This window comes from Microbacterium karelineae (assembly GCF_009745985.1).
Taxonomy (GTDB): Bacteria; Actinomycetota; Actinomycetes; order Actinomycetales; family Microbacteriaceae; genus Microbacterium; species Microbacterium karelineae.
The window spans coordinates 519,502-532,236 of record NZ_WFIX01000191.1 but is presented as its reverse complement, the minus strand read 5'-3'; the positions used below and the strand labels follow the sequence as shown (position 1 = coordinate 532,236).

The following is a 12,735-nucleotide window of genomic DNA, read 5'->3' as shown; positions in this document are numbered from 1 at the left end:
CCAGGTCAGGGAAGCCGCGGCACGGCGCCCATGAGGCGCCTGGTGTAGGGGTGGCGGGGCGCGCCGAGCACATCGCTCGTCGCGCCCCGCTCCACGACGCGGCCGCCCTCGAGCACGAGCGCCTCATCGCACAGCTCGGCGACGACGCCGATGTCGTGCGAGACCATCACGAGCGTCATGTCGCCGCCCGCGACGAGCCCGGCCAGCAGGTCCACGACGCGCACGCGCGTGGTCACATCGAGTGCGCTCACAGGCTCGTCGGCCAACAGCACGCGCGGCTCGCACACGATGGCGCGCGCGACGGCGATACGCTGGCGCTGGCCGCCCGAGAACTCGTGGGGGAAGCGGCGCGCCGCGTCCGCGGGCAGGCCGACCCGGGCGAGGGCCGCCGCGACCCGGTCCGCGCGTTCGGCGCGGCCCGCGAGACGGAGCGATCGCAGCGGCTCGCCGACGATCGCGCCGACCCTGCGGCGCGGGTCCAGCGATGCGTACGGATCCTGGAACACGCACTGCACATCGCGACGGAACTCGCGCATGAGGGAGCGATCCTTCCGCTCGAGGTCGCGCTCGCCGTAGCGGACGTGCCCCGTGGTCGGGGCGCGCAGCCCGAGCAGCATGCTGAGGATCGACGACTTGCCCGCGCCGGACTCGCCGACGATCGCGAGGCTGCGGCCCCGCTCGACCGCGAACGACACCGCGTCGACGGCCGGCCGCTCTCCGCGGCGGTACGCGAGCGACGCGTCCTCGAGGGACAACAGGGGAGCGGTCATGGGTGCATCCTCCTCGCGAGGGCGTCCTCGAACCGCCGCGCGCTCGCGATGAGACCGGCCGTGTAGTCGTTCTGCGGGGCGGAGAGGATCCGCGCGATCTTGCCGCGTTCGACGACGCGACCCCCGCGCATCACGAGCCCGCGGGAGGCCACCTGCGAGACGACGGCGAGGTCGTGGCTGACGAACAGCACGGCCATGCCGCGCTCGGCGGCGACCCGGTCGATGAGCGCGAGCATGTCGGCCTGAACCGACACGTCGAGCGCCGTCGTCGGCTCGTCGGCGAGGAGGATCCGCGGCTCGCCCGCGAGCGCGATCGCGAGCGCGATGCGCTGGCGCTGGCCGCCCGACAGCTCGTGCGGGAAGGCGCGCGCGATGCGATCCGAGTCCCCGAGGGACACCTGAGCGAGCAGCTCGCGCACGCGGTCGCGCAGCGCACGACCGGAGGCGCCGCGGCGCCGCGCCGGCAGCGCGATCTGCCGGCCGACGCGCATGAGGGGGTCGAGCGCGGTCCGCGGCTCCTGGAAGACGGGCGCGGCGGCGCGCCCGCGCAGGCGGACGAGGTCGCGCTCGCGGGCGCCGACGACCTCCGCGCCGTCGAGCCGAATGGATCCCGTGGCCGCGAGGCCGTCGGGGAGCAGGCCGAGGATGGCGAGCGTCGTGAGCGACTTGCCGGCCCCCGACTCGCCGATCAGGCCGAGGCGCTCTCCCGGCGAAAGCGCGAGTGAGACGCCGTCGACGAGGGTCGCGGATCCCGCCCGCACGGTGAGGGCGTCGATCTCGAGGACGGGCGCGGTCACGGGGCGACCTCCTGCCGGACCACGCGTCGCGCCGTCGGATCCAGCGCGTCGCGCAGCCCGTCGGCCGTGAGGTTGACGCCGATGACGAGCACGATGAGCAGGACGCCCGGCACGATCGCGCCCATCGGCGCGACGAGCACGGTCTGCTGCGCCTCCTGCAGCAGGCGGCCCCACGACGCATTGGGCGGCGGCGCGCCGAGCCCGAGATACGACAGGCTCGCCTCCGCGAGCACGGCGAGGCCGAACTGGAGGGCGAGGCTCACGGCGAGCGTCGTCCAGATGTTCGGGAGCACGTGGCCGACGACGATCCCCGTCCACGAGGTGCCGGAGGTGCGCGCCGCCGTGACGAAGCTCGTCTGCAGGATCCGCTTCACGAGGATCCGTGTGAGGCGGGCGACGATCGCGCTCTGCGCGAGGCCGATCGCGAGGATCGCGGTCCACAGGGTGGCGGGCTGGGCGGCGACGATCAGCATGGCGAGCAGCAGCGTCGGGAACGCGATGAGGATGTCGAGGAGCGCCGCGAGGGTGTCGTCGATCCATCCCTGGGCGAACGCCGCGACGATGCCGCAGACGATGCCGACGACGCCCGCGATCACGACGGCTCCGATGCCGGACAGCATCGCGATGCGCGCGCCGATCATGAACTGCGTCGCCAGGTCGCGGCCGAGGCGGTCGGTGCCGAAGAGGTGGCCGTCGGTACCGGGCGGGTCGAGGCGGCCGCCCGACGTGTCGGCGACGGGATGCGGCAGCCAGACGAGTGAGACGACCGCGATCGCGGCGATGGCCGCGACGAGGATCACGCCGATCCAGAGGGTGACATCGCGGCGGGTCATGCGCTCGCCTCCGAGAGCCGGTCGCGCAGCCGCGGGTCGATGAGGCGCTGCGCGATGTCGGCGGCGAAGCCGATCACGAGCACGGCGAGCGTCGAGACGAACAGGACGCCCTGGATGACGGGGTAGTCGTGCTCGGCGATGCCCGTGACGAGCATCGACCCGAGCCCCGGCAGGGCGAACACCTGCTCGACGACGACGGCGCCCAGCAGCGTCGAGGCGAGCTCCATCCCGAGCACGGCCACGACGGGCACCGCAGCGCTGCGCGCGCCGTGCCGCATCATCGCCTCGCCGAACGAGGCCCCCATCGCGCGGGCCGTGCGGACGTAGTCGCTGCCCGCGACGTCGAGCACGGCCGAGCGGATGTATCGCGTGAGCGACGCGCTCATGATGATCGCGACCGTCACGACGGGCAGGACGAGCGCCGTGGCGGATCCGACGGGGTCCGCCCAGCCGTCGATCGGGAAGCCCCCTGCGGGCAGCACGCGCCACTGCAGGGCGAAGAGCACGACGAGGATCATGCCGAGCCAGAACACGGGCACGGCGATGCCGATCTGCGCGACCGCGTTCAGCAGCCAGCCGTACCAGGTGCGCGCGCGGGTCGCGGCGACGTAGCCGGCGGGGACGGCGAGCGCGATCGCGACGAGGAACGCCGCGAACGTGAGGGGGAGGGTGACCCGCAGGCGCTGGGCGACCTCGTCGCCGACCGACAGGCCGCTCACGAAGCTCTCGCCGAGGTCGCCCGTCCAGGCCGATGCGATCCAGGCGACGAACTGCTGGTGCAGGGGCAGATCGGATCCGACCTGCGCCCGTGCCGCCTGGATCTGCTCCTCGGTCGCCCCCACGGCCGTCAGCGCGTTCGCGGGATCCCCGGGGAGCACGCGCAGCAGCAGGAAGAGCACGACGCTCGCGAGGACGAGCGAGATGACGAGGAACGCCGCGCGGCGCAGCAGGTAGCGCGTCACGCGGTCGCCGCCGGTCGCACCCGGATCACACCGACTTCTCGATGTCGTACGCGAAGAACTGCGAGTTCAGCCCGTTGAGGGGGTACCCCGACAGGGCGTTCGACGCGACGACGATCTGCGGGTAGAGGAAGAGCCACTCGCTCGCGGCCTCCTCGGCCGTCGTGCGGGCGACGAGCTTCAGCAGCTCGGTCTGCTCGGCCTCGCTCGCGACGAGCTCGGACTGCTGCACCCACTCCTGCACATCGGCGTTGTCATAGCCCCAGTAGAAGTCGGGGTCGCCGTACCAGACGAGGTCGCGGTCGTTGACGTGCTCCTGCATCGTCGCATCGAAGTCGCGGTTCTGGTACACCTTCGTGTACCACTCGTCGGCCGTGATCGAGTTGATCTCGACCGTGATGCCGACCTCGGCGAGCTGCGATTGGATGAAGGTCGCCGCGGTGGGGTGCGGGTCGTAGTTCGGGGTGTCGAGCGAGAAGGTGAAGCCGCCCTCGAGGCCCGCCTCCTCGAGCAGCTCGCGCGAGCGCTCGGGGTCGTACGGGTCGAGGTCGGTGAGATCCTCGTACCAGGGATCGGTCGGCGGCACCATCGATCCGATGAGCGTCCCGTAGTCGCCCCAGACGGATTCGAGGAGCTTCTCGTCGTCGATCGCGTACGACACCGCCTGGCGCACCCGCACATCGTCGAACGGCGCCTCGGTGTCATCGAACGCGAGCAGCAGCTTCGTCGTCGAGTCGCCGTCATTGATGACGAAATCGTCGGTCATCTCGAACTGCGCGAGCCCATCGGGCGACTGCTGGCTCGTCGCGACGTCGACCGCGCCGGTGAGCAGGGCGTTGTTCAGGGCGGTCGCGTCGCTGAAGTAGTGGTAGACGACCCCGGCGTTCGCGGCCTGCTCGCCCCAGTAGTCCGGGTTGCGGTCGAGGCTCAGGGCGGATCCGCGGGTCCACTGGCCGAACGTGTACGGGCCGGTCCCGTCGGCGACGGCATTGCGATCGCCCTCGAACGCGCCGTTCACGATCCAGACGTACGAGAGGTTGTAGATGAACGAGATCGACGGCTCGGAGAGCGTGACCTGCACCGTGCCCTCATCGAGGGCCGTGACCGCGTCGATGACCGCGAGCTGGCTCCTGCGCGCCGACTGCGAGTCCTCGGCGATGACCTTCTCGATCGAGTACACGACGTCATCGGCCGTGAGCGGAGCGCCGCTGTGGAACGAGACGCCCTCCTGCAGCGTGAAGGTGTAGATGAGGCCGTCTGCGCTCATCTCGTGCGACGCGGCGAGGAGCGGCTCGACCTCGCCCGTGTCGGCGAGGCGGAACAGCCCCTCGTACACGTTGCCCGTGAGGGCCTCGGTGACGCCCTGGCCGCCGCCGGAGGTGTTGTCGAGGTTCTGCGGCTCGTACATCGACCCGATGTCGATCGTCGCCTCGGGGTCGACCTGGGCGCCGGCGGGCGGCTCGGCACCGTCTGTCGGGCCCGATTCGGCGGGGGAGCAGGATGCGAGCGCGATCGTCGCGGCGAGGGCGACGGCGACCGCGGCCGCTGGTGTCGTCAGGCGCATGGGAGGGATCCTTCTGTCGTGCGCTGCGGTCGCCGAGGCGTCGGCTCCGCGCGGATCGCGGGCGGGAGGTCAGGCGCGGAAGCGGGGGTTCTGCTCGCCCGCGCGGACGGCGACCGCGAGGCGGTTCTGCGGAGGCGGCATGGGGCAGTTGTACTGATCGCTGAACCCGCACGGCGGGACGAAGGCGCGATTGAAGTCGAGGGTCACGCGCCCGTCCGCAGGCTCGTCGACGAACAGGAAGCGGCCGGCGCCGTAGGTCTCGGCGCCGTTCGTGGGGTCGCCGAAGACGAGGAGCAGGCGGCCGTCGTCATCGAAGGCGCTCAGCGCGTACGCCTCTCCGCCGATCGTCGCCGTGATGGTGCCGGGAACGGCCTTGTCGCGGGATCCGCCGTTGTCGCGGAGATGCTCGAACGCGACCGTGTGGCCGTCCTCGGCCTTCTCGTATGCGGCCTCGACGACCCACTCGGGGTCGTAGCCGTAGACGTCGACGGTCTCGAAGCGGGAGATCGCGTCGCTCGCGACGTCCCAGAAGCGGAGGCCGTGCTCGGGCGCCCCCGTGTCGATGTTCTCGCGCGTGAGCGCCGTCACCGACATCGTGGGCGCGAGATCGGCGCGCGCGGCGGCGAGGTCGGGCTCCTCGCCGGCGGGCAGCCAGCGGGTCTCGACGAGCGCGAGGCTGCCGTGCGTCCCGACGAGGCTGGCCATGCGCGCGATGTGCCAGGCCTGCCATTCGGCGCGAGCTGTGGATTCAGTCATCCGAATGATTCTACGGCGCGTGGGGCGCGCACGGCAGCGAGGGCGTGCCCGGTGCCCGGGTGCCCGGGCCGAGGAACGGGTCAGTCGAAGATGTCGCCGATGAGCCCGCCGAGCAGTGCACCGCCGATGAGGCCGCCGAGCATGTCGCCGCCGCCCATGCCGCCGCGGTACCCGCCGCGATAGCCGCCTGGCTGCCCGTATCCGCCGCCCCAATCGTCCTGGCGCCGGGTGTCGATGTCGCGCTGGGCGAGCTGCATGGCCTCGTTCGCGAGCTGCGCGGATCGGCGCGCGAGCTCCTGCGCGCGCTCGCGGGTGTCCTCGTCGGCGACGAGCGTGCCGGCGTCGATCCGCATGCGCTCGGCCTCCGCGAGGCGCGTGCGGGCGTCGGCGCCCACGGCGCCGCGGTGGCTCTCGATGAGGCTGCGCGCGTGCGAGATCGCGCGATCGGCGGCGTCGACGTCGTGACGCACGTGCTCGATCGGCGGGATGTGGCGGGCGGCGCGTTCGCGGGCGTGGTCGAGCGCCGCGTTCTTCTCGCTGAGACGCGCGAGCTCGGCGAACGGATCCGCCGGGGTGCCCGGCGCGCTGAGGCCGGCGAGGGCCGCCTCGAGCTCGGCGATCGCCGCCGTGACACCCGCCGTCTGGCGCTCGGAGCGCGCCTCGACGATGTCGCTCCGGGAGTCGGCGACGACGTCGGCGAGGGTCGACTGCGTGCGCATCGCCTCGATCTCGAAGTCGTCGACGGCGTCGAGGACCGTCGTCGCGCGGCGGACGGCTTCGGTCGCGGTCTCGAGCGCGACCATCGCGTCATCGCGGCGGCCGGCCTCGCGGCGACGACCCGCGACGTCGGCGGAGTGGCGCGCGAAGTCGAGGAGCTGGCGCGCCTCCTCCGGACCGGCCCCGATGCGCTGCAGCGCCTCGGGCGAGTAGCGCCCGCGCAGGCGCTCGATCGCCTGCTCGGCCGCGGGGACGCGTTCGGCGAGGGTCTCGGCCTGTCGGCGGACGCGCTCGAGGGTGTGCGGCGCCTCGCGCACCTTCTCGATGCGCTCGCGCAGCACCTCGGTGCGCTCGTCGATCACGTCCTCCGCCCAGTCGCAGAGCTGCACGATTCGCGCGTTGCGCGTGCGCAGCTCCTCCGGGGTGTCCGGGATGTGGTCGTGGTTGAGCTGATGCAGCTCGAACGCCTCGCGCATGTGGCGCGCGACGGCGTCGAGCCCCTCGCGCAGATCCTTCGTGGCGGCGTCGCCGAGCTCGGCGGAGGCGAAGGCGAGCTCGTCCTTCGTCGTGCGCATCCGCTCGTCCGTCTCGACGAGTGACTTCTGCGCGCGGAGGGCGAGATCCGCGTCCGCGGCGTCCTGCTGCTCCTGCTGATCGCGCTTCCTCTTGCCCCAGAACACCATGGCTCGATCCTACGTGGGGTGGGGGCCGGGGGATCTATGCGATCGCCGTGCGGCGGGTGAGATCGGGACGTCGCAGGGGGACGAGCCAGCTCACGAGCGCGATCGCGAGGGGAAGGGCGAACGCGAGGATCGCCCAGAAGCCCCACGGCGCCGCGTCGACGGTGAGCCCGTCACCCGTCGTCCCCGCGAGGATCCCGACGAGGCCGAGCACCGGCATGAGGCCCGCGAGCGTGCCCGCCGCGCAGCCGAAGCCCGCGATGACGAGCGCCTGCCACGCCGAGACCGACCGCCGCACGCCCGGCTGCGCGCCGACCGCCGCGAGCGTCGCGTCGTCGGGTCGCCTCTCGATCCGCGACAGACCGAGCGCGACCGCGCTCGCGGCGACGACGAGCACGCTCACGGCGCCGAGGATGAGCCAGAGCCACCCCGCCGCCTCCGGGGGGCGAACGGCCTCGTAAGCGGAGAAGTACGTCGGAACCTCGTCTCCGCTGTGCGCGGCGGTGAGCTCGTCGGCCGTCGCGATGAGTCCGTCGAGCTGCGCCGTCGTCGGGCCGCCGTCGTAGGCGCCGATCACGCGGCGCGGCGCGTGATCGACGCCGAGAACATCGGCACCCTCCGGCGAGAGATACGCCTGGCTCCACGACGTGAACTGCCACGGGCTGTCGACGAGGACGGCGTCGACCGCGCGGGACGACACAGCGTCGGGCACCTCGTCATCGGACGGGTCAGGGCCGTACACGTCGTTCGCCCGCCACTCGTTGAAGACGATCCTCCCGTCGTCGGTCAGCCACTGCGGGTCCGTCACGACCACGGAGCCGCGTGCGAACGCCTCGCGTGTCGAGGCGGGCACCGCCGCGCCGAGGGCGGTCTCGAGGTCGTCGGGCGCGACGACGATCGGCTCTGCGCTCATGCCCGTCGTCTCCCACGCCGAGGGCTCGCAGTCGTCGTCGCCGGCGCACCATTCGGGCGTCTGGACCTCCGGCCAGGTCACGGTCTGCGTATCCCCGTCGAGGACGTCGCCGGTCTCCGGGTCGATGACGGGGCCGGACACCCCCGCGAGGACGGCCGTCGCGGCCGCGCCGTGCTCGACGAGGATCTCCGTCGCCCTCTCGGCGGCGGCCTCGGTGACCGCGAGCGCATCGCGCGGATCCCCACCCGCGGACGCCGTGTCGGCCCCGACCTGCACGACGGCGCTGCCGACGGGGTCGGTTCCCTGGAAGGCATCGACCCGCATGGCGTTGATCGTCGCGACGCCCCCGAACGCGGCCGTTGCGAGGAAGGCGCACGCGGCGATCGCGCCGAAGGAGGGGACCGAACGGCCCGGGTTCGCGACGGCGTCGCGCACGGCGAGCCGTGCTCCGAGGCCGAGACGTGACAGGGCACGCGACGCGAGCGCGAGCAGCCAGTGCCCCGCGATGACGACGCCGATCTGCAGCAGCAGCGGGCCGACGATCATGCACAACGTGAAGACGAGATAGATCGGGTCGGCGCGGGGCGTACCATGCAGCGGAGAGTTGTATGTCGCGACGAGCACGATGACGCTCACCGCGACGATCGTGATCCCGAGCACGATCAGCAGCGCACCCGCCTGCGGGCGCGCGGCGGAGACCCGCACGGGTCGCCGCGCGCCGCGCAGCGCCGCGAGGGTGTCGCCCGTGGTCGCCCGCCGAGCGGGCGCGAGCGCGGAGAGCGTGCCGACGATGCCCGCGATCGCGGCGAGCGCGAGGAGCGCGAGCCAGGGGATCCGGAGACCCCAGGAGTACTGCAGCGTCTCGCCGGTGTCGAGGATCGCAAGCGCGGCGCCCCCGAGTCCGACCCCGGCGGCGGATCCGACGACGCCGCCCGCGAGCCCGAGGATCGTGCCCTGGAACAGCACGATGCGGAACACGTCGCGTCGATCGGCGCCGACGCTCGCCGCGACGGCGAGGGAGCGCTGCTGGCGCTTCGCGCTGACCGAGAAAGCGGCGCCCGCCAGCAGGGCGACGAGGTAGACGCTGAACGCGAGCGCGGCGAGGGCCGCCGAGAACAGGGCCCACGCGGTGCCGCTCATGGAGTCGAACGCCCCGCGCGCGCCGTCGCCGGGATCCAGGACGAGCGCGCGATCGAACACGACGATCCCCTCGCCGTTGAGCGCGTACACCTCGTCGGCCGTCGCGTGCCAGCCCTCGGCGTACCAGGTGGTCCAGCCGATGTTCTCGTCGGCGGCGAAGGGACCGGACTCCGGTGCGAAGACCACGGCCGCGGCATCGGGCTCGAGCGAACTCGACATCGTCCCCACGATGGTCGGGGATGCCTCGGGATCGGTGGCGACGAGCGTGTCGCCGATCCGCGCCCCGAGCCGTTCGAGGGCGCGGGGTGAGACGAGGATCTCGTCGTCGCTCGCCGGCGCGCGGCCCTCGAGCAGCGTGTAGCGCCCGTCCAGGAGGGGATCCCACGCGTCGCCGATCGTCACCGGGAGCGACGCGATCCCGTCGTCGGTCTCGACGACGGCGTCGCCGTGGGCGATCTCGATCAGGCGATCGGCGTCGATGTGCGCGCGGACATCGTCGGCCGGCGGGATCCCTTCGTCCGAGGCGGGCCCGGTGGAGTATGACGACGTCGGTTCGTCGAGCTGCTGGCGCATGCCCTCGCCCATCGAGACCGCCTGCACCCACGCATCGGCGTTCCCGAGCTCGGCATCCACCCGCTGCTGGGGCGTCGGGCCGATGCTCGTCGCGAGCGTCACCGCGCCGGCGACGCCCGCCATCGGCAGGAAGATGAGGAGGACGATGAGGAGCGACGACGGCCAGGAGCGCAGGCTCTGGCGAACTGCCATCTTCAGTGCGATCCGCCACGGGGCGAGTACGTGCCGCTCGGGGGCCTCGAGCGGCACCGGATCGGGCCACGTCGTCCGCGCGACGCGCGGGCCGCTCGCCGTCGCCGTCATGGCGCGCTCCCGACCACGTCGGCCACGTTCGATTCGCCCCCGCCCGCGCCGCTCATCGGATGCCGCCGAGCAGGGCGTCGGTGCTGTCGCGGCGCGACTCGTCCACGATGCGGCCGTCGCGCAGGAACACGATCCGGTCGGCCCACGCGGCGTGGCGGGCCTCGTGCGTGACGAGGATCGCGGCCGCGCCGTCGTCGACGCGCGCCCGCAGCATCCGCATCACGGCCTCGCCCGTCACGGAGTCGAGGGCGCCGGTCGGCTCATCGGCGAGGATCAGGCGGCGGCCGCCGACGACGGCGCGCGCGATCGCGATGCGCTGCTGCTGGCCGCCCGAGAGATCGTCGGGGTAGGCGTCGTGCTTCGCCTCGAGGCCGACGGCGTCGAGCGCGACCTGCGCCTGGCGCCGCGCGCGCCGCGCGCTCTCGCCGTCGAGCTCGAGCGGCAGGGTGACGTTCTCGATCGCGGTGAGGGTGGGGATGAGGTTGAAGTCCTGGAACACGAAGCCGAGCGAGCGGCGGCGCAGGCGGGCCGTGGCGCGCGCGTCGAGCCGCGACAGGGCGCGGCCCTCGACGATCACCTCGCCCGACGACGGCGGCTGCAGGCCGCCCGCGATAGACAGCAGGGTCGACTTCCCGGAGCCCGAGGCGCCCATGACCGCGACGAGCTCGCCCGCGGCGATCTCGAGGTCGACGCCGACCAGCGCCGTGACGGCCGTCTCGCCTTCGCCGTACACGCGGGAGACGCCGACGAGGCGCACGATCGCGTCGGAGTCCGCGCATCCCCCGGGGAGCGAGGCGGCGCGCGCGGCGTCGTCGATGCGCCGCTCGACGTCCCGGAGGTCGCGACTGCCGCGCCTGTCGCGCCGGAGCCCGTCGCTCATGCGCTCGCTCCCTTCACGGCGGCGCGGCGTTCGGCCGCGCGGCCCCGCGCCGGGAGCGCCTCATCGAGGGGGAGGGGCGCGACCGGCCGCATCGCGAGGCGCTGCTCGGTGTGGTCGAGCCACCGCACCTCGGCCTCGGCCTGGAAGATCATCGAGTCGACGACGAGCGACCAGGCGAGCTCCTCGGCGCTGTCGGGGTGCGCGCCGGCGTACTTCGCGCGGTTGAGTTCGCCGAGGCGCGTGAGCGAGGCGCGACGCTGCGTCTGGATGACGCCGGCGAGGTCCACGCCCGGCAGGGTCGCCGCGAGGGCGAGCTTGATCGCGAGCTCATCACGCGTGCCCTTCGCGGACGGCACGGGCGATCCGAGCCATTCGGCCACGGCGTCGCGACCCGCGCCCGTGATCGACCAGAACACGTGGCCCTCGTCGTCGGTCTCGCCCCGCGCCGCGAGGCCGTCGCGCTCCAGCCGTTCGAGCGTGTTGTAGATCTGGCCGACGTTGAGCGGCCAGGTGCCGCCGGTGCGGCGGTCGAACTCCGCGCGCAGCTGGTATCCGTAACAGGCGCCCTGATCCAGGATCGCCAGCAGGCTCTGCTTGACCGACATCGCATCTCCTCACCCATATCGTGTATACCGAGTATATGCATACCGAGTATGTATGAGTCGAGCGGGTTCACGGGTGCCGCGTGGTCGATATCTCGGGTCTGAATGACCGTTCGGCACTCGTGAAGCGGGCGTCGCGCAGGTGGATAGGGTCGGGGGATGGCGGAGGATGCGGAGCGCGAGCTCTCCGAGCTGCGACGGCGGGTGTACGGGGCCGATGCCGATCTCGCCGGGGACCCGGCCGCCGTCGCGAGGCTCGCGGAGCTCGAGCGCGCCGGGCGCGCGGGCGCGACGGCGGATGACCGCCACGGTCGGGACGGCGCTCGGGCCGATCCCGACGCGACGGATCCCGCGGCCGGGGAGCGCGACGGCCCGAGCGGCGTGAACGCCACGACACGGTGGGACGACGTGAGCGAACCCGCGGAGTCGGGGCACGGTACGAGCGGCTCGGCGTTCGAAGGTGCATATCGACCGCGGCCGATCGCGCGACCGGGCGTCGTGGACCCCGCGGCCGGATCTGAGGATCTCGCCGCGCGGGCCGCGCGCTCGCGCGCGACGGAGGGAGAGGTTCCCGCGCCGGATGCCGAGCGCACCCGCCCGCGCTGGTTCTCGTCGGCCATCGTGGTGACATCGGCGGTCGCGGCCGTGGTCGTCATGCTCGTCGCGGGCGCGGCCGGGTGGGGCGGAGGATTCCTCGCGGGGTGGGCGCGCGCCGCGTCGCCCGCGGATGGGATGGAGTTCGTGACCGTTCTCGAGGAGGTGGAGCTCACCGAGGAGGTGATCGAATCGATGGGCGACAACGCCTGGTCGATCGTGGAAGCGGATCCGGCGACGGGCGAGATCGTCGGCGAGAACCGGTCGATGTACTTCGGCGACCTGGGCGCTGGGGCGCATGTCGTGGTCTCGAGCACCCTGTGGGGAGCGGAGGAGGCGCAGTCCGATGTCGTGTGCATGCGCGTGATGCAGGTCTATGAGCACGACGAGAGCGGCTCGGCGATGCGGGGCAACGCGGGCTGTGGGTCGCGCAGAGTGGAGCTCAGCATGGACATGTTCGTCCAGGAGGATGGGGACGGCCAGTACGTCCCCGGCCTCGTGTCGGACGACTACGACCCCGGCACCCTCCTCCGTTTCGTCTACGACGACGCTTCTCGCGCCGTGTCCGTCTGGTCCCTCGCGCCGGCGGACGAGCTGGATCCGGGCGTGTGAGCGCGCGCATAGGGTGCTGCGGATAGCATGGGCGGGTATGCC

At 72.8% G+C, this 12,735-nt stretch carries 11 protein-coding genes; 1 reads left to right on the top strand and 10 read right to left on the bottom strand.

All coding sequences use genetic code 11. From position 1 onward, the window contains the following. Positions 1–5 precede the first annotated feature (5 nt). From GB932_RS18835 to GB932_RS18790, 10 genes are all read right to left on the bottom strand, one after another. Positions 6–770: an ABC transporter ATP-binding protein gene (locus GB932_RS18835; RefSeq protein ID WP_156762216.1), complete on the bottom strand. Its 765-nt coding sequence runs from the start codon at positions 768–770 to the stop codon at positions 6–8. Continuing rightward, positions 767–1,567: an ABC transporter ATP-binding protein gene (locus tag GB932_RS18830; RefSeq protein WP_156762215.1), complete on the bottom strand. Its 801-nt coding sequence runs from the start codon at positions 1,565–1,567 to the stop codon at positions 767–769. Before GB932_RS18830 ends, GB932_RS18835 begins: the two co-directional genes overlap by 4 nt. After that, complete coding sequence (locus tag GB932_RS18825) at positions 1,564–2,400, bottom strand: ABC transporter permease (protein WP_156762214.1); 837 nt, start codon at positions 2,398–2,400, stop codon at positions 1,564–1,566. The genes GB932_RS18830 and GB932_RS18825 overlap by 4 nt, the downstream gene beginning before the upstream one ends. Then, on the bottom strand, positions 2,397–3,362 hold the full coding sequence (locus tag GB932_RS18820) for an ABC transporter permease (protein ID WP_156762213.1): 966 nt from the start codon (positions 3,360–3,362) through the stop codon (positions 2,397–2,399). The genes GB932_RS18825 and GB932_RS18820 overlap by 4 nt, the downstream gene beginning before the upstream one ends. A 25-nt stretch (positions 3,363–3,387) precedes the next feature. Further along, on the bottom strand, positions 3,388–4,923 hold the full coding sequence (locus GB932_RS18815; RefSeq protein ID WP_156762212.1) for an ABC transporter substrate-binding protein: 1,536 nt from the start codon (positions 4,921–4,923) through the stop codon (positions 3,388–3,390). Between the two features lie 69 nt (positions 4,924–4,992). Further along, the gene (locus GB932_RS18810) at positions 4,993–5,679 is read right to left on the bottom strand and encodes a DUF1684 domain-containing protein (protein WP_156762211.1); all 687 of its coding nucleotides are present in this window, start codon (positions 5,677–5,679) and stop codon (positions 4,993–4,995) included. A gap of 80 nt (positions 5,680–5,759) precedes the next feature. Beyond that, positions 5,760–7,079: a hypothetical protein gene (locus GB932_RS18805; RefSeq protein ID WP_156762210.1), complete on the bottom strand. Its 1,320-nt coding sequence runs from the start codon at positions 7,077–7,079 to the stop codon at positions 5,760–5,762. A gap of 34 nt (positions 7,080–7,113) precedes the next feature. Further along, positions 7,114–10,005: an FtsX-like permease family protein gene (locus GB932_RS18800; protein ID WP_156762209.1), complete on the bottom strand. Its 2,892-nt coding sequence runs from the start codon at positions 10,003–10,005 to the stop codon at positions 7,114–7,116. Positions 10,006–10,057: 52 nt separating this feature from the next. After that, positions 10,058–10,885, bottom strand: coding sequence for an ABC transporter ATP-binding protein (locus GB932_RS18795; protein ID WP_156762208.1), 828 nt, complete (start codon positions 10,883–10,885; stop codon positions 10,058–10,060). Then, positions 10,882–11,490: a PadR family transcriptional regulator gene (locus GB932_RS18790; protein ID WP_156762207.1), complete on the bottom strand. Its 609-nt coding sequence runs from the start codon at positions 11,488–11,490 to the stop codon at positions 10,882–10,884. The genes GB932_RS18795 and GB932_RS18790 overlap by 4 nt, the downstream gene beginning before the upstream one ends. Before the next feature lie 156 nt (positions 11,491–11,646). On the opposite strand from GB932_RS18790, the gene GB932_RS18785 reads away from it, so the two are divergent. Further along, positions 11,647–12,693 (top strand): hypothetical protein, encoded by a 1,047-nt coding sequence (locus tag GB932_RS18785; protein ID WP_156762206.1) that lies wholly within the window; start codon positions 11,647–11,649, stop codon positions 12,691–12,693. Positions 12,694–12,735: the final 42 nt, after the last annotated feature.

What these genes read in the sequence shown, in the direction of transcription:
- GB932_RS18835 (WP_156762216.1), bottom strand. Translation starts at nt 770, where the DNA reads ATGACCGCTCCCCTGTTGTCCCTCGAGGACGCGTCGCTCGCGTACCGC.
- GB932_RS18825 (WP_156762214.1), bottom strand. Translation starts at nt 2,400, where the DNA reads ATGACCCGCCGCGATGTCACCCTCTGGATCGGCGTGATCCTCGTCGCG.
- GB932_RS18815 (WP_156762212.1), bottom strand. Translation starts at nt 4,923, where the DNA reads ATGCGCCTGACGACACCAGCGGCCGCGGTCGCCGTCGCCCTCGCCGCG.
- GB932_RS18810 (WP_156762211.1), bottom strand. Translation starts at nt 5,679, where the DNA reads ATGACTGAATCCACAGCTCGCGCCGAATGGCAGGCCTGGCACATCGCG.
- GB932_RS18805 (WP_156762210.1), bottom strand. Translation starts at nt 7,079, where the DNA reads ATGGTGTTCTGGGGCAAGAGGAAGCGCGATCAGCAGGAGCAGCAGGAC.
- GB932_RS18800 (WP_156762209.1), bottom strand. Translation starts at nt 10,005, where the DNA reads ATGACGGCGACGGCGAGCGGCCCGCGCGTCGCGCGGACGACGTGGCCC.
- GB932_RS18795 (WP_156762208.1), bottom strand. Translation starts at nt 10,885, where the DNA reads ATGAGCGACGGGCTCCGGCGCGACAGGCGCGGCAGTCGCGACCTCCGG.
- GB932_RS18790 (WP_156762207.1), bottom strand. Translation starts at nt 11,490, where the DNA reads ATGTCGGTCAAGCAGAGCCTGCTGGCGATCCTGGATCAGGGCGCCTGT.
- GB932_RS18785 (WP_156762206.1), top strand. Translation starts at nt 11,647, where the DNA reads ATGGCGGAGGATGCGGAGCGCGAGCTCTCCGAGCTGCGACGGCGGGTG.